The organism is Microbacterium sp. LBN7 (assembly GCF_045690345.1).
GTDB lineage: Bacteria > Actinomycetota > Actinomycetes > Actinomycetales > Microbacteriaceae > Microbacterium.
Map to the genome: position 1 here is coordinate 2,380,009 of NZ_CP147856.1, position 16,383 is coordinate 2,396,391.

Consider the following 16,383-nt stretch of genomic DNA (forward strand, 5'->3'; position numbering starts at 1 on the left):
TGGGATGGCTTCGCATCAAGGTAGGAGCTTGGACTCGGTGCAAGAACCTCGATGACACGGGGCGTCAGGGGGCGTCACAGAGAGACACACGGCGGCCGGAGTATTGACAGAGGGCCTGTCGGTCCGGATCAGCCGATCTGCGGGACGGTCTCCTCGTATCGCGAGATCACGATGTCGATCAGCGGCTCGGGCACCGCGCCGCCGTCGAGCAGCGGCAGCGTGAGCACGCGTCCGGCCGCCTGCCGCTCCGCGAGGTCGAAGAAGTAACCGCGAGCCAGGAGGTAGGTCGAGACGACGGCGTCCGGATGCGCCGCGAGTGCCGTCGGCAGATCGGGCTCGCGCGCGGCGAGGTACGTGAGCTCCACGCGGCGGCCGAGATGCTCGCGCAGGACGGCGGCCATGCCCTCGGCATCCGTCAGCGACCGCGGATCACGCGACCCCGCGACCGCGAGGATCACCGGGAGAGCGGATGCCGCCGGCATCCGCTCCGCGAGCACGGCGGCGAGCCGGGCGTCGGGGCCCAGAGGCGCCGCCACCACGGCATCCGCCCGGTCGGCGACCATCCCGTGCAGGTCGTGATGCACGTGGAATCCGCTCGACAGCAGCAGGGGGACGACCACGACGGGGCCGTCGATCGCCGCGAGGGCGTCGACGGCGTCGGGCTCCTGCACGTCGACGAAGGCGGCACGCACCTCGACGTCGGGGAGCCGGGCGGCGACCGCCTCGACGAGGTCGGCGATCGCGCGCGCCCCGGCGGCGTCGGACGTGCCGTGCGAGACGGCGAGCAGGGTGGGTCGAGCCATGCGGTCAGCCTAGGAGGTGCGTATGACGGAGATGTGTCGCGATTGTTAGCTTCTGTTGTATCGCTTGGCCGCCCCGCTCCGCGCCCCTACCGTGTCGGGGATGACGAACGACGATGTTTCTCAGACCCACCGGACCGCCCTCGGACGCCTCCTGCTCGATCGGCGCACGCTGCTCCGCGCCTCCGGCGCCGCGGCACTGGCCACGACCTTCGCGGTCGCCGGACGCCCGGCATCCGCCAGCGCCGCCTGCGAGGCGCTCGTCCATCAGGACGGATTCGCCACTCCCTCCGCCGGCAACTGGACCGCGCGCATCTTCGACGGCGCCAGCAGTCCGGTCGGCGCCGGTGACGTCTGGGGCGACCAGACGCTCTTCCCGCCCGCGCGCTACGCGATCGTGCCCGATCCGGCAGGCTCAGGGCAGCCGGTGATGCGCTTCACGGTGCCGGCCGACCAGGTCTCGTATCGGGCCGAGATCGCGCGCCGCCAGTTCACCCTCGGCCGGTACCGCTACGGAGTCTCGCACTACATCCCGACCGACTACGTGCCCTTCCGGTACGGCACGATCCTCGCGCAGTGGCACGGCTACACGCTGCCCGACGGCCGGGCGACGAACCCGCCGCTCGCGCTCCTGCTCAACGGCACCCCGACGCCCGTGTGGGAGCTGCACGTCTACCGGCTCCAGCCCGACCTCACGACGCAGCTGACCAGGCATACGCTCCCGGTACCGGTGCAGTACGGCCGCTGGAACGACTGGACCGTGGACATCACCTGGTCGACGCCCTCCACTCCCGGCCGCGTGATCGTCACCCACGGCGGAACGACGGTGCTCGACATCTCCGGCGACAACAACTACCACCAGCAGTGGCCGCCGTACTTCCAGACCGGCATCTACCGGTCCTCGTGGCGCACCGGAGGGTATCCGGCGCAGCCCGACCTGCAGATCTACCACCGGGGCATCACCGTGCACGACCTCACGGGGTGCGCCGCCGGGTGACGTTCCGCGTCCCCCGTCTCGCCGCGAGGATGCCGACTTCACTAGGGTTCTGCGAGGGCCGAGGAAGGAGGCGCGATGACCAAGCAGCTCATCGTCAACCTGTTCGAGATGGCGACGCCGGGGCACATCACCCATGGGCTGTGGCGTCAGCCGGACAACCAGCGCGAGCGCTACGCCGACATCTCCTACTGGACCGAGCTGGCGCAGGTCGCCGAGGCGGCCGGTTTCGACGCGATCTTCCTGGCCGACGTCGTGGGTGCGTACGACGTCTACGACGACAGCTTCGAGCCCGCGCTCGAGCGCGGGCTGCAGATCCCCAACATCGATCCGCTGCTGCTCGTCGCCGCGATGGCGGCCGTCACCGAGCACATCGGCTTCGGCGTGACCTTCTCGACGACCTACGAGCCGCCGTTCGCCTTCGCGCGGCGCATGGCGACGCTCGATCACCTGACCCGCGGACGGGTGGGATGGAACATCGTCACCTCGTACCTGCCGAACGCGGCGCGCAACTTCGGTCTCGACGATCAGATCCCGCACGACACCCGATACGAGATCGCGGCGGAGTACATCGACGTCCTCTACAAGCTGTGGGAGGGCTCGTGGGACGACGACGCGGTCGTCGCCGACAAGGACGGCGGAACGTACAGCCGCGCCGGCGCCGTGCGCGCGATCGATCATGTCGGCACGCACTTCCGCGTCGCCGGGCCTCACCTGTCCGAGCCGTCGCGGCAGCGCGTGCCGTTGCTGTTCCAGGCGTCGGCGTCCAAGGCCGGCATCGCGTTCGCCGCGCAGCACGCAGAGGTGCTGTTCACGGCCGACCGTCCGCCCGGAGCGCTCGAGCGCAACATCGCCGCGATCCGCGACGAGAGCGTGCGCCACGGTCGGCGGCCGGAGGACACGCGGTACGTCGTGATGGCCACCGTCATCGTCGCGCCCACCGAGGAGGAGGCGCGGGCGAAGTACGAGGAGTACCGGTCGTTCCGCGACCCCGAGGGAGCGTTCATCCACATGAGCGTGCCGTTCCATCCCCTGCAGCATCCGGCCGACATCACGGTGCGTGAGGCGCTGGAGCGCGAGGGACGGCAGGACGTGGTCGACGCGGGCGCGCTCCCGCTGCATCTGACCGTCGGCCAGTTCGCGGGAGCGGTCGACGAGGCGTGGGATTCGCGCTTCCTCGCGGTCGGCAGTCCTGAGCAGGTGGCCGACACGATCGAGCGGTGGCTCGACGCCGACGGCATCGACGGGATCAACCTGCGCCAGTACCACTCGTTCGACACGGCCAGGGACTTCGGTGAGCTCGTGGTTCCGGAGCTGCGTCGGCGGGGACGGATGCGCGAGGCGTACGTGCCGGGGGAGACACTGCGCGAGCGGATCTTCGGCGAGGGGCCGCGCCTCCCGGAACGGCATCCCGCTGCGCGGTATCGCGGGGGTGCGAACCTCTAGACTCGGGCCATGCGGCTCCGTGCCATCGATCTGGTCGACGTCCTCGTGTATCTGGTCGTCCTCGGCACCTTCACTCAACTGTTCCCGGCGGTGATCTCCGAGAGCTTCCTGCTGTCGCTGCTGACGGCGGTCCTGCTGAAGGTCGTGCTCGAGGCCGTCGTGTGGGTGAAGACGAAGGCGCTCGCGCGCATCCGCTCCGAGGGCAGCGGCGCGAGACGGGCGGTCGGCGTGGTCGTGCTGCTGCTCGTGATGCCGGGCAGCAAATTCCTCGTGCTGGAGCTGGTCGACCTGGTGTTCGGCGACGCCGTGTATCTCGGCGGGTTCTTCCTTGTCACGCTGCTCATCGTCGTGCTCATGCTGGCGCGCGGGGGTGTGCGGCGGCTGCTGGTGCGGCCGGCGTCTGCGGAGGCTTCTTCGGAGTAGCGTCGTCGGATGGACGAGGAGCCGCTGGCAGGCGGGAACGCGAGCGGTGCTGTCGTGCGTGTCGGGGGCACGGTGCGCAAGCCCTGGACGGATGCGACGGAGAGCATCGCGGACTTCGTGACGTTCCTGCGGGGGAAGGGGGTGGATGTCCCCGAACCCCTGGGCCGGGACGGGCAGGGGCGGCAGATCATCGAGTTCGTGCCGGGAGATCTGGCGATCGACGGTGGTCGGCTGGCGGCGGACGATCTGCGTCGGGTCGGATCGATGATCCGCGACATCCACGACGCGAGCGAGGTCTACGTGCCTCCGTCGGATGCGGCGTGGCGCACCGCGATCCCCGCACCGGCGGCAGGACTCGTGTGTCACAACGACCTGGCTCCGTGGAATCTCGTCATCGGAGAGCGATGGGTGTTCATCGATTGGGATGCCGCCGCGCCGAGCACTCGCCTCTGGGATCTGGCGTATGCCGCGCAGGCGTTCACTCTCTCCGACAGCGGACGGGAACCCGCGCTTGCGGCCGGCGATCTGGCAGCACTGGTCGACGGCTACGGAGCGGACGAGCGGATGCGAGGCGAGTTGCCCGGCGCGATGGCGGAGCGGACGGCGGCGATGCTGGCCCTACTGGAGGGTGCGGCGGCGACGGCGGAGGAACCATGGGCGTCGATGCACGAGGACGGCCACGGTGCGCACTGGGCGAGGGCTGTCGACTACGTGCGGGAACATCAGGGCGTGTGGGCGAGGGCGCTTTCCGGGCGCTGAGCCTGGCGGATTCGGTGGTCGGGCGCCGTGCATTTCGGCGGTGTTCCGTTGTCTGGGGACAGGATGCTGGTGTATCGGTTTGTGGGCGTGATCTGGGGGTTTCAATGTCGGTGGCCCCTGTTTCACTAGGGGTATGACAGCAGTGGCGGACGCGACGATCGAGCAGGTGAACGCGCTGGGTGCGGTCACCGAGATGCTCGTCGAGGTCGAGCGCACGATCAGCAGCATGCAGGCCGTCCGGGACGGGTTTCTTGCGGTCGGGTCCCGGTTGGCGGTCGACATCGCCCAGCAGGCCGCGTCACGGGACGAGGCGGAGCTGGCGTTGCGGACGGTCGCGGCGGAGTTCGCGGCCGCGCTGCGGGTGTCGGACCGGACGGTGCAGCGGCGGATGACGGACGCGTCGTTCCTGGTGGAGCGGTTCCCGTCGGTGTGGCGGGCACTGGGGTCGGGGCGGATCAGTGCCGCGCATGCGCGGGTGATCTGCGACGCCGGCGAGCACCTGGACGATCCCGCGGACCGGGAGGCGTATTCGGCGGAGATGATCGGGTTCGCGGAGACGGAGTCCGCGAACCGGGTCGCGCGGCGGGCGCGGCGGGTCGCGGAACGGTACCAGTCCCGCCCGATCAGTGACCGGCACAAGGATGCGCGGAAGAAGCGGGCTGTGTGGGTGAGAGACCTCCCCGACGGGATGGCAGAGCTCGGCATGCTCGGGCCGGCCGCGCTGGTGCATGGCGCGTTCGACCGGATCACCGCCATGGGAAAGACCGTGCACGAGCAGACCGCTGCCACCGACGCGCGAGAGAGTGCGTTCGGTCCGGCCGCCAACAAGAAGCCCGGTGACACGGTCGCCAAAGACCCGCGCACTCTCGGACAGATCCGCGCCGACATCGCCCTCGACCTCCTCCTCACCGGTGCCCCGGCAGGGCACGACACCCCCGCCGGGCTCCTCGGAGCGATCACGGCAAGCGTGTCGGTCACGGTCCCGGTCACGACCCTCATGGGGCACGGCACGACCCCCGCGGAACTGAACGGTTGCACCCCGATCGATCCCGATACGGCGAGACGCCTCGCGGGGGCGGCATCCGGGTGGGATCGCATCCTCACCGACCCCATCACCGGGGCGCTCCTCACTGTCGACCGCTACCGACCCAGTGCGGAGCTGAAACGACACCTCCGGGCCCGGGACCAGCGTTGCCGATTCCCCACCTGCGGGTACCCACCATCGGACTGCGACATCGACCACCACCACGACGCCGCCCACGGCGGTGCGACCACGGTGGAGAACCTCGGCCACCTCTGCCGACGACACCACGTCCTCAAGCACCACTCGCCATGGCACGTCGAACCCCTCGGCGACGGCACCTACGCCTGGACCAGCCCCACCGGCCGCACCTACATCGACAAGCCGCCGCCCCCGCACACGATCACCTTCACCGACGACGATTCGAGCCCGCCGTTCTGATTCGACGGCTCACGCTACTCGTCGACCGCGATGAAGTTCTTCGACAGCACCTCCTGCACGACGGGGCTGACAGGCTCTCCCTCGCACGTGACGGTGACCCACACCGAGTAGTCGGCTTCCACGAAGGCTCGCGCGGCCATGAAGTATCCGACCTCGTTGAACGTGTAGCTGAACTGGCGGTGCTCCACGCCGGAGCCCTCGCCTCCGTAGCGCAGGAACTCTCCGTCGGTGAGCCAGTCCTGCCCGAGGAAATCGCCACCGGACTGATGCTCGATCAGGGCGTCGGTGGCCTCCCTGTCGTCCATGCCGCCCGCGTCACCGAGCACGCCGCCCCGGAACGCGGCCGTGCAGGAGCCGCTGGCGTTCCGGTACGACCATCGTCCCGGCTGATCGGACGGCAGCGCCGCCCACCCCTCGTCCTCGATCAGCCCGTCGCCCCACCGGATGTCCGAATCCGCCGTCAGGGCCGCCCCTGCGGCGAAGGTCACATCCTCCGAAACCGACCCGATCCCCGCATCGGATGTCGGGCTCGTGCCGGATGCCCGGCTCGGGTCCGTACTCCTCGCCTCGCGCGAGATCGGGGGTGCGGCGCACCCGCTCGCGACGGCCAAGAAGGCAGCCACGGCGATGGCGGCAGGGATGCGGAGGGTGGTGCGATGAATTCGTCGAGTCATGCTGCGGGAGCCTAGGCAGTCGCCGCATCCGCCGATCCACGCCTGTGGATAACTGCCGACACCCAAACTTGAGCCTTCTCGTATCAACTTTGTTTGACACCATCGGCACCTCGGAGTACAGTTGAGTCATCGCGACTCAGGTTTCCCTGATCGCCGCAGATTTCCGAACCACAAGAACTTCCAACAAAGGAGAAAACACATGGCACGTGCTGTCGGTATCGACCTCGGAACCACCAACTCCGTCGTCAGCGTCCTCGAGGGCGGCGAGCCCAAGGTCATCGCCAACGCCGAGGGCTTCCGCACCACCCCCTCGGTGGTCGCCTTCACCAAAGACGGAGAGGTGCTGGTCGGCGAGACCGCCAAGCGCCAGGCCGTCACCAACGTCGACCGCACGATCTCGTCGGTCAAGCGCCACATGGGCACCGACTGGAGCTTCGACGTCGACGGCAAGAAGTGGACGCCGCAGGAGATCTCCGCGCGCATCCTCATGAAGCTCAAGCGCGACGCCGAGTCGTACCTGGGCGACACGGTGACGGATGCCGTCATCACGGTCCCCGCGTACTTCAACGACGCCGAGCGCCAGGCCACGAAGGAGGCCGGTGAGATCGCGGGCCTCAACGTCCTGCGCATCATCAACGAGCCGACCGCCGCCGCCCTCGCGTACGGTCTCGACCGCGGCAAGGAAGACGAGCTCATCCTCGTCTTCGACCTCGGTGGCGGAACGTTCGACGTCTCCCTCCTCGAGGTGGGCAAGGACGACGACTTCTCGACCATCCAGGTGCGCTCGACCGCCGGTGACAACCGCCTCGGTGGAGACGACTGGGACCAGCGTCTCGTCGACTTCCTCATCAAGCAGTTCAAGGAGACCACGGGCGTCGACGTCTCGGGTGACAAGATCGCCCTCCAGCGCCTCAAGGAGGCTGCCGAGCAGGCGAAGAAGGAGCTCTCCTCCTCGACCTCGACCAGCATCAACCTCCCGTACCTGTCGCTGACGGAGTCCGGCCCGGTGTCGCTGAGCGAGACCATCACCCGCGCGAAGTTCGAGGACCTCACCAAGGATCTGCTCGACCGCACCAAGAAGCCGTTCGAGGACGTCATCCGCGAGGCCGGCATCAAGGTCGCCGACATCGCTCACGTCGTGCTCGTCGGTGGATCGACGCGTATGCCCGCCGTCGCCGAGCTCGTCAAGCGCGAGGCCGGCAAGGAAGCGAACAAGGGCGTCAACCCGGACGAGGTCGTCGCCGTCGGCGCCGCCCTGCAGGCCGGAGTCCTCAAGGGTGAGCGCAAGGACGTGCTGCTCATCGACGTCACCCCCCTGAGCCTCGGAATCGAGACCAAGGGCGGCATGATGACCAAGCTCATCGAGCGCAACACGGCCATCCCGACCAAGCGCAGCGAGACCTTCACCACGGCAGACGACAACCAGCCGTCCGTCGCGATCCAGGTCTTCCAGGGCGAGCGTGACTTCACGCGCGACAACAAGCCGCTCGGCACGTTCGAGCTGACCGGCATCGCCCCGGCTCCCCGCGGCATCCCGCAGATCGAGGTCACCTTCGACATCGACGCCAACGGCATCGTGCACGTGTCCGCCAAGGACAAGGGCACCGGCAAGGAGCAGTCGATGACGATCACGGGCGGCTCGTCGCTGTCCAAGGAAGACATCGACCGCATGGTGCGCGAGGCCGAGGAGAACGCGGCCGAAGACAAGAAGCGCCGCGAGGCCGCCGAGGTCCGCAACCAGGCCGAGACCCTCGCCTACTCGATCGACAAGCTGATCAAGGACAACGAGGACAAGCTCCCCGCCGACGTCAAGGAGTCGGTCCAGGCCGACGTCGACGCCCTCAAGACCGCACTCGCGGGCGAGGACGACGACGCCGTGAAGACCGCATTCGACAAGCTGAACGAGTCGCAGGGCAAGCTCGGCGAAGCGATCTACGCCACGTCCCAGGCGGATGCCGCGGCCGGCGCCGCCCCTGAGGGCGACGCTCCCGCCGATGACAGCTCCTCCGACGAGGACGTCATCGACGCCGAGGTCGTCGACGACGAGGAAGACAAGAAGTAATCATGACGGACAAGAACTTCGACGACAACGCCGGGGTTCCGGAAGAGGGGTCGGACGCGAACGCGTCCGGCCCCCAGCCGCAGAACCCCGACTCCACCGAGGCCGCAGCGGCCGAGGGCTCCGACGACGACCTCACGGTCGACGACATCCTCGGCGCGACGCAGACCGGTGAGGCCGCGGCGGAGGACGCCGTCCTCGCCGACCTCGAGTCCACCCTGCTGAACGACCTCAAGCGTCTGCAGGCCGAGTACGCCAACTACCGCCGCCGCACCGAGGAGCAGCGTCAGATCGAGAGCGAGCGAGCGAAGGGCGAGGCCGCCAAGGGCCTCATCCCGGTGCTCGACGATCTCGACCGCGCGGCCCAGCACGGCGACCTCGTCGAGGGCACGCCCTTCGCCGTGATCGCCGACAAGGTGCGCGTGGTGGTCGAGCGCCTCGGTGTCGTCTCCTACGGCGAGAAGGGCGAGGAATTCGACCCGCAGCGCCACGAGGCGATCTTCCAGCAGCCCACTCCGGGCGCCACCAAGACCACGGTGCTCGAAGTCGTCGAGGTGGGATACCGCCTCGGTGACATCGAGCTGCGTCCCGCGAAGGTCGTCGTCGCTGTCCCTGCCGAGTAGGTGATCGATGGCTAGCCAGGATTGGTTCGACAAGGACTTCTACAAGACCCTCGGGGTCTCGAAGGACGTCAGCGACGCCGATCTCAAGAAGACGTACCGCAAGCTGGCGCGCAAGTATCACCCCGATTCCAATCAGGGTGATGCGGCGGCAGAGGCGAAGTTCAAAGAGATCAGCGAGGCGTACTCGGTGCTCTCCGACGCCGATCAGCGCAAGGAGTACGACGAGATCCGTGCCATGGGATCGGGCGCGCGCTTCACGGCGGGCGGCGCGGGCGCGGGCGGCTTCGAAGACGTGTTCAGCCGCTTCGGCCAGCAGGGGCGCGGCCAGTCCGCCGACTTCGAGGACATCTTCGCGATGTTCAACCAGGGGCAGGGCGGTTCGTTCGGCAACGGCCGCTTCGGGCAGACGAGCGGCGGGTATCGCGGCTTCGGCGGGCCGCAGCGGGGTGCCGACGTCACGGCGCGGACGACGATCGACTTCATCACGGCCGTGCAGGGCGAGACCATCTCCCTGCAGGGAGAAGACGGCAAGCCGTTCAAGGTGAAGATCCCCGCCGGCGTGGCCGACGGGCAGAAGATCCGACTGCGGGGTCGCGGTCGCCCCTCGCCCGATGGCGGGGAGCGCGGCGACATCGTGGTGCAGATCACGGTGCGCCCGCATCCGGTGTTCACGCGTGACGGACTGAACCTGCGCGTCATCGTGCCGGTGACGTTCACCGAGGCGACCCTCGGCGCGACCATCGAGGTGCCGACGCTCGGCGGCGACGTGGTCAAGCTCCGCGTCGCACCGGGCACCCCCTCCGGTCGGGTGCTGCGCGTCAAGGGCCGCGGCGTCACGACGTCGAAGGGCAGCGGCGACCTGCTCGCCGAACTCCAGGTCGCGGTGCCGACGCACCTCGACGAAGCCGCTCGTGCGGCGCTGGAGAAGTTCCAGGAGCTCGAGCCGACGGAGAATCCGCGCGCCGAGCTGATGGCGAAGGCGAAGCGATGACGTCCGCGAGCACCGGGGAGGTGAGCATCCATGGCTGAACGTGGCATGGACGCCGACACCCCGGTGTTCGCGATCGCCGTCGCCGCCGAGCTCGCGGGCATGCACCCGCAGACGCTGCGGCAGTACGACCGCATCGGCCTCGTGGTGCCCGGCCGCACCTCCGGCGGTTCACGCCGGTACTCGACCCGCAACATCGAGCAGCTCCGCGAAGTGGCCGAGCTCTCCTCCCAGGGTGTCAGCCTCCCCGCGATCGCGCGCCTCCTCGACCTCGAGGATGAGAATCGGATGCTGCGCGCCCGAGTCGCCCAGCTCGACGCGGCGCTGCGCGCCGAGCGCGAGAGCCGTCCCGGCGTGCGCGTGTTCGCCGCGGGCTCCACCGGCGTGGTGCCGATGCCCTCCGGCCGCCGCATCCGCCGTTCCACAGAGGTCATGCTGTGGAACCCGCGCGGGAACTGAGCGACGCGCTCGACGTCCCGGTCGGCGTGACCGGGATCAGCACGAGCCCCTTCGCGATCACTGCGGCCGAGGAATGGGACTGGCACCGGCACGACGCCGATGAGCTGCTGTGGTCGGCACGCGGGTCTCTCGTCGTCGAGACAGCCGTCGGCTTCCACGCCGTCCCGTGGACCGTCGGCCTCTGGATCCCGGCAGGCGAACCGCATCGTGTGACTGCGTCGAAGGGCACGGAGTTCTCGTGCACGTTCCTCGCACCGGGCATCGGCTCCCCGCCGCGAGAGGGGGTCGGCGGCGTCGGCATCCCGATGGCCGCCCGTGCGCTCCTCGATGAGCTCGCGACACAGGACATGGCCGACGAGACGCGTCGGCTTGCGGAGCAGCTCGTGCCCCGCCTGCTCCATCGCGCGGAGCTGCTTCATCTCACCCTGACCCTGCCCGACGACGATCGGGCGAGGCGGATCGCGGAGGCGGTGCAGCAGGATCCGGCCGATGCGCGCACGCTGCAGGAATGGGGCGCCGTCGTCGGCGCAAGCGAGCGGCATCTCGCACGCTTGTTCCGCCGCGATTCCGGCCTCTCCTTCGCCGAGTGGCGCACCCGGGCGCGGATGCTCGCGGCGATCGTGATGCTGGCCGAGGGGCTTCCGGTCGCCATGGTCGGGAGACGTGTCGGGTACGCGCGGTCGAGCGCCTTCGTGCAGGCGTTCCGTCGGGAATTGGGGACGACGCCGGGAGCATTCGCGGTGTCCGCGCTCTGATTCGTCTCTCTCGCGACATTCCCTGACAGTTTCGCGACATGGACAAGAGGGATGATCGATGAGGCACTTAGGTAAGCCTCAGCTAATCCCCTCCCCGAATCGAAAGTCCGTTCATGACGCCCTCCCGCACCCGTCGTCTCCGCGCCGTCGCTCTCGCGACCGGTGCCGTGTTCCTGCTCACCTCGTGCGCGTCCGCACAGGCCGGTGAAGCGGGCGGCGAGACCCTCACCATCGACACCGAGTTCGGAGAGGTCACCGTGCCGACCGAACCCCAGGCGGCGCTCGGCTTCTACACGACCGACGTCGACATCCTGATCACCCTCGGATACCCGCTGGCCGCCGAGCAGCCGATCCGCGACGACTGGGACGCGTTCCCGAGCTACTTCCCGCAGGAGGAGCTCGAGGGCATCAAGGGGTTCCACAACTACCCGGAGTTCAACCTCGAGCACATCCTCGAGGTCGGTCCGGACTTCATCCTCAACGGCATCGGCTACGAGACCGATCTGCACGACAAGCTCACGCCGATCGCCCCCACCTACACGTACAACGCCTTCGACGGCGGCGACTGGCGCGACAAGTTCGAGGCTCTGGCCGCGGACCTCGGCCGCGAGAAGCAGGCCCAGGCCTGGCTCGACGACTACGCGGCGCGCGTCGCCGAGGTCAAGGAGCAGCTCGACGCCGCGGGCGTCGCCCCGGTCGTCGCCGACATCTCGTTCTGGGAAGGTCAGATCAACGTCGGCTGCTACAGCATCTCCTGCCTGGTCTTCGCCGATCTCGGCCTCGAGATCAGCCCGCTCGCCGACGGCGACGGCGACGGAAAGCCCGACAGCGACGGCACGTCCCTCAGCATGGAGCAGGTGGGACAGCTCGCCGACATCGATGTCATCTTCACCGGGGTGAGTGAAGACGGCTCCGGTCTGATCACCGACGAGGAGGCCCTGCAGGCGAACCCGCTCTGGACCGCGCTCCCCGCGATCGTGAACGGCGAGGTCCACGCCTACAACTACGAGATGAGCTACGGCTCGCCGAGCGGCCAGGACGGTCTGCTCGAGGTCGTGCGCAAGGCGCTGCTCCCGTGAGCCGCCCCGAGGTGAACCGCGTCCATCGCGTCGAAGTCGTCGAGGTCGAGCGTCTGACGCCAGGGATGGTCCGCATCGTCTTCGCCGGCGACGGGCTCGAGGGCTTCCTCTCCTCGGGTGTCGGCGACGAGTATCTGCGGCTGTTCCTGCCGAAGACCGGCCACGAGGAGCCCGTGCTCCCCTCGCCGACCGAGGACGGCTACTGGGAGTTCCCCGACGGCGTCGACTCCACCGAGGTGCGCACCTACACGGTGAGGTCGTGGGATGCCGTGTTCGGTCGTCTCGTGATCGACTTCGTCGTGCACGAGGGTGGGATCGCCGCGACCTGGGCACTGGGTGCCCGGCCGGGCCACATCGTCGGAGTGAACACCCCGCGCGGTCTGTACGACCCGCCCGAGGGCATCCGCTGGCAGCTGCTCGTCGCCGACGCGACGGGGCTCCCCGCCGCACTGCGCCTGGCCGAGCAGGCGCCGGCGGGCGTGCGCACGCGAGTGGTGCTGGAGGTCGGCGAGCCGGCCGACGAGCAGCACGTCGATCTGCCCGCCGACGTCGAGCTCACCTGGGTGCACGGCGGCAACGGCCATGGTCCGAGCCGCGTCGAGGACATCGTGCGCGCGAGCGAATTCCCGCGCGAGCCGGGCTACGTCTGGGTCGCGGGAGAGACGCGTGTGACCCGCGGGGTGCGCAAGCACCTGCGGCACGAGCTGAGGCTGCCGTCGACGGCGTACAAGGTCGTCGGGTACTGGACCGCGAACTCGGAGCAGTGGAGCGAGCGCTTCGAGGCGCTCCCCGACACGGTCCGGAAGCAGCTCAGCGCGATGTGGGACGACGAGACGCGCGATGTCGAAGAGGTCGAAGACGAGTACGAGGCCACTCTTGAGGCTCACGGCCTCTGAGCTCGCGCCGGCGGCGGCGGTCGCCGCGCCCGCTGTGCTGACGAGCGAGGCCGTCGACAGTGCGCGGGCCGCGATCTCGGTCTCGCGCCGGCGGCGGATGCTGGGCTTCGCGCTCGCGGTCGGCGCGCTCGCCGTCTGCATCCTGCTGAGCTTCACGATCGGCTCCCAGCGGCTCTCGATCGAGCAGATCGTCGCTGCTCTCCAGGGCACCGACACCGAGGCGTGGACGATCATCCGTGACCTTCGCGGACCACGGACAGCGCTCGGCATCCTCGTCGGTGCCGCGCTCGGCATCGCCGGCGCCCTGATGCAGGCATTCACGCGGAACCCGCTGGCCGACCCCGGCATCCTCGGGGTGAACGCGGGCGCGGCGTTCGCCGTGGCCGCGGGTGCGGCGGCCTTCGGCATCACCACCCTGTCGGGCACGATCTGGTTCGCGCTCCTCGGTGCGGTCGCCACGACGTTCGCGGTGTGGGCGATCGGCGCCTCCGGCCGTCGCGGCGTCGACCCGCTGCGGATCACCCTCGCCGGCGTCGCGATCGGGGCGTTCCTCAGCGGCATCACCTCGGGCATCACGCTCCTGCTCCCGGAGGTCTTCGACCGCATGCGCGGCTGGAACGCCGGGAGCATCGCCAGCGTGCCGTCCGAGCAGATCGGATGGGTGCTGCCGTTCCTGCTCGTCGGGTTCGTGCTCGCCTTCGCGGTGGCGCGGCCGTTGAACGCGGTCGCGCTGGGCGACGACCTCGCCGTGTCGCTGGGGTCGCGGATCGTGCGCACCCGCGTGCTCGCGATCATCGCGGCGACGCTGCTGTGCGCCGCCGCGACCGCTGTCGCCGGGCCGATCGGCTTCGTCGGTCTCATGGTGCCGCACGCCGTGCGCTGGTTCACCGGGCCGGACCAGCGCTGGATCTTCGCCGGGAGCCTGATCGCCGCACCCGTGCTCGTGCTCGCGAGCGACATCGTCGGCCGCGTCGTGCTGCGCAGCGGCGAACTGCCTGTCGGCATCGTCACCGCCTTCGTCGGGGCGCCGGTGCTGATCATGCTCGTCCGCCGCCGAGGGGCGAGCGCCCTGTGAGCGTGCACGTCGAGCGCGGGTACCGCACCTGGCTGCTCCGATCGAGGAACGGCGGCGTCAGCATCCTCGTCCGACGTCGCCCCGTGGTGGTCGTGACAGCACTGGTCCTCGCTGCGGCGGCGGTCGCCGTCGTGAGCCTCGGCGTCGGCGACTACGTCGTGCCGATCCCCGACGTCGTCGCCACCGTCTTCGGCTTCGGCGACTCCCGCTCGCAGCTGGTGGTCTGGGGATGGCGGATGCCGCGCGTGCTGCTCGCCCTCGCGCTGGGCGCCGCACTCGGCACCGCCGGAGCGATCTTCCAGTCGCTGACCCGCAATCCGCTCGGCAGCCCCGACATCATCGGCTTCGATTCGGGTGCGTACGTCGGCGCCCTGCTGATCATCACGACCGTCGGCACCGGATACCTCGCTGTCGCGGGCGGGGCGCTCGCCGGCGGACTCGTCACCGCGCTGCTCGTGTACGTGCTGGCCTACCGACGCGGGTTCCAGGGATTCCGGTTGATCATCGTGGGCATCGCCGTCTCCGCGATGCTCGCCTCCGTCAGCACCTGGGTCATCCTCGACACCGACCTGAACATCGCTCTCGCCGCATCGGCGTGGGGGAGCGGATCGCTCAACGTGGTCGGGTGGCCGCAGGCGGCACCCGCCGTCGCAGTCCTCGTCGTGCTGTGGATCGTCGCCGCCATGCTGTCGCGCGGCATGCATGCGCTCGAGGTCGGGGATGACGCGGCGGTCGCGTTCGGCGTGCGCACCGGGCGCGTGCGGCTCCGGCTGGTGGTGCTGGGCGTCGCCTTCACGGCGACGGCCACCGCGGCAGCCGGACCGATCGCCTTCGTGTCGCTCGCCGCCCCGCAGCTGGCGCGGCGGCTGACCCGCTCCGCCGGCGTCACGCTGTCGGCCTCGGCGGCGATGGGAGCGCTGCTGCTCGTCGTGAGCGATCTGATCGCCCAGCGGATCTTCGCGCCGTCGCAGCTCCCGGTCGGCGTGATCACCGTCGCCCTCGGCGGCGCGTACCTCATCTGGCTGCTGATCTCGGAGGCGAGAAGACGATGACCGACACCGCTGTGCCCCTGGTGGGCGTGGAGCGCGGGTCCGACCCGCGACTGTCCGCGAAGGACGTCACTCTCGGCTACGACCGACGTGTGATCGCCGACGGACTGACGGTCGACATCCCGACCGGATCGTTCACTGTGGTCATCGGGCCGAATGCGTGCGGCAAGTCGACCCTCCTGCGCGCGCTCGCCCGGGTGATGAAGCCGTCTGCGGGCTCCATCCTGCTCGACGGCCGGGAGATAGCCGAGTTGCCGGCGAAGGAGGTCGCCCGTCGACTGGGGCTGCTGCCCCAGAGCTCGATCGCCCCCGAGGGCATCACGGTCGCCGATCTCGTGGCGCGAGGGCGGCATCCGCATCAGGGAGTGTTCCGGCAGTGGACGACGAGCGACGAGAACGCCGTTGCCCAGGCTCTGGCTGCGACCAACACCGCCGACCTCGCCGCACGGCAGGTCGAGGAGCTCTCCGGGGGACAGCGCCAGAGGGTGTGGGTGGCCATGGTGCTCGCGCAGGAGACGCCGCTGCTGCTGCTCGACGAGCCGACCACGTTCCTCGACATCGCGCATCAGTACGAGCTGCTCGAGCTGCTGCGACGTCTGCACGACGAGGGCGATCGCACCCTCGTGGCCGTGCTGCACGACCTGAATCAGGCGGCGCGCTACGCCGACCATCTGATCGTGATGCGCGAGGGGCGCGTGATCGCCGCGGGAGCCCCGGATGAGGTGATGACCGAGCAGCTGATCGAGGAGGTCTTCGGGCTGCCGTGCACCATCATCCCCGACCCGCACACGGGCTCTCCGCTGGTGGTCCCGCGGCCCTCGCGATGAGCTCCGACCGGGCCG

Annotated in this window: 17 protein-coding genes; 15 read left to right on the plus strand and 2 right to left on the minus strand. The window is 69.5% G+C overall.

Going from position 1 to position 16,383, the window contains the following annotated elements; translation table 11 throughout:
- Positions 1-128 precede the first annotated feature (128 nt).
- Positions 129-803, minus strand: coding sequence for a sirohydrochlorin chelatase (locus LBN7_RS11440; protein WP_407359688.1), 675 nt, complete (start codon positions 801-803; stop codon positions 129-131).
- 100 nt (positions 804-903) lie between these two features.
- Between LBN7_RS11440 and LBN7_RS11445 the strand changes: the two genes are divergently transcribed.
- From LBN7_RS11445 to LBN7_RS11465, 5 genes are all read left to right on the plus strand, one after another.
- Complete coding sequence (locus LBN7_RS11445) at positions 904-1,797, plus strand: heparin lyase I family protein (protein ID WP_341947256.1); 894 nt, start codon at positions 904-906, stop codon at positions 1,795-1,797.
- 75 nt (positions 1,798-1,872) lie between these two features.
- The gene (locus tag LBN7_RS11450) at positions 1,873-3,240 is read left to right on the plus strand and encodes an NtaA/DmoA family FMN-dependent monooxygenase (protein ID WP_116633680.1); all 1,368 of its coding nucleotides are present in this window, start codon (positions 1,873-1,875) and stop codon (positions 3,238-3,240) included.
- 9 nt (positions 3,241-3,249) lie between these two features.
- Positions 3,250-3,663 carry a hypothetical protein gene (locus LBN7_RS11455; RefSeq protein ID WP_116633681.1) on the plus strand — a complete coding sequence of 138 codons (414 nt, stop codon included), beginning with the start codon at positions 3,250-3,252 and terminating at the stop codon, positions 3,661-3,663.
- A 9-nt stretch (positions 3,664-3,672) separates the two neighbouring features.
- A complete protein-coding gene (locus LBN7_RS11460) occupies positions 3,673-4,422 on the plus strand; it encodes a phosphotransferase (protein ID WP_407359689.1) in 750 nt (249 codons plus the stop codon).
- Between the two features lie 133 nt (positions 4,423-4,555).
- Entirely contained in the window at positions 4,556-5,884 is a 1,329-nt protein-coding gene (locus LBN7_RS11465) for a DUF222 domain-containing protein (RefSeq protein WP_407359690.1), read from the plus strand.
- Positions 5,885-5,898: 14 nt separating this feature from the next.
- On the opposite strand, the gene LBN7_RS11470 is transcribed toward LBN7_RS11465, so the two are convergent.
- A complete protein-coding gene (locus LBN7_RS11470) occupies positions 5,899-6,372 on the minus strand; it encodes a hypothetical protein (RefSeq protein WP_407359691.1) in 474 nt (157 codons plus the stop codon).
- 385 nt (positions 6,373-6,757) lie between these two features.
- On the opposite strand from LBN7_RS11470, the gene dnaK reads away from it, so the two are divergent.
- From dnaK to LBN7_RS11520, 10 genes are all read left to right on the plus strand, one after another.
- Complete coding sequence (dnaK, locus tag LBN7_RS11475; protein ID WP_116633685.1) at positions 6,758-8,620, plus strand: molecular chaperone DnaK; 1,863 nt, start codon at positions 6,758-6,760, stop codon at positions 8,618-8,620.
- A 2-nt stretch (positions 8,621-8,622) separates the two neighbouring features.
- Entirely contained in the window at positions 8,623-9,240 is a 618-nt protein-coding gene (locus LBN7_RS11480; protein WP_116633686.1) for a nucleotide exchange factor GrpE, read from the plus strand.
- A 7-nt stretch (positions 9,241-9,247) separates the two neighbouring features.
- Positions 9,248-10,231, plus strand: a complete 984-nt coding sequence (locus LBN7_RS11485; protein WP_116633687.1) for a DnaJ C-terminal domain-containing protein — start codon at positions 9,248-9,250, stop codon at positions 10,229-10,231.
- A gap of 30 nt (positions 10,232-10,261) precedes the next feature.
- Positions 10,262-10,687 carry a heat shock protein transcriptional repressor HspR gene (locus tag LBN7_RS11490; RefSeq protein ID WP_116633688.1) on the plus strand — a complete coding sequence of 142 codons (426 nt, stop codon included), beginning with the start codon at positions 10,262-10,264 and terminating at the stop codon, positions 10,685-10,687.
- Entirely contained in the window at positions 10,666-11,442 is a 777-nt protein-coding gene (locus tag LBN7_RS11495; RefSeq protein ID WP_407359692.1) for a helix-turn-helix domain-containing protein, read from the plus strand. Before LBN7_RS11490 ends, LBN7_RS11495 begins: the two co-directional genes overlap by 22 nt.
- 113 nt (positions 11,443-11,555) lie before the next feature.
- Positions 11,556-12,521, plus strand: coding sequence for an ABC transporter substrate-binding protein (locus tag LBN7_RS11500; RefSeq protein ID WP_407359693.1), 966 nt, complete (start codon positions 11,556-11,558; stop codon positions 12,519-12,521).
- Positions 12,518-13,417: a siderophore-interacting protein gene (locus LBN7_RS11505; protein ID WP_407359694.1), complete on the plus strand. Its 900-nt coding sequence runs from the start codon at positions 12,518-12,520 to the stop codon at positions 13,415-13,417. Before LBN7_RS11500 ends, LBN7_RS11505 begins: the two co-directional genes overlap by 4 nt.
- Complete coding sequence (locus tag LBN7_RS11510; protein ID WP_407359695.1) at positions 13,398-14,492, plus strand: FecCD family ABC transporter permease; 1,095 nt, start codon at positions 13,398-13,400, stop codon at positions 14,490-14,492. Before LBN7_RS11505 ends, LBN7_RS11510 begins: the two co-directional genes overlap by 20 nt.
- Positions 14,489-15,544 (plus strand): iron chelate uptake ABC transporter family permease subunit, encoded by a 1,056-nt coding sequence (locus LBN7_RS11515; RefSeq protein WP_341947269.1) that lies wholly within the window; start codon positions 14,489-14,491, stop codon positions 15,542-15,544. The genes LBN7_RS11510 and LBN7_RS11515 overlap by 4 nt, the downstream gene beginning before the upstream one ends.
- The gene (locus LBN7_RS11520; RefSeq protein WP_341947270.1) at positions 15,541-16,368 is read left to right on the plus strand and encodes an ABC transporter ATP-binding protein; all 828 of its coding nucleotides are present in this window, start codon (positions 15,541-15,543) and stop codon (positions 16,366-16,368) included. Before LBN7_RS11515 ends, LBN7_RS11520 begins: the two co-directional genes overlap by 4 nt.
- The last annotated feature ends 15 nt before the right edge of the window (positions 16,369-16,383 follow it).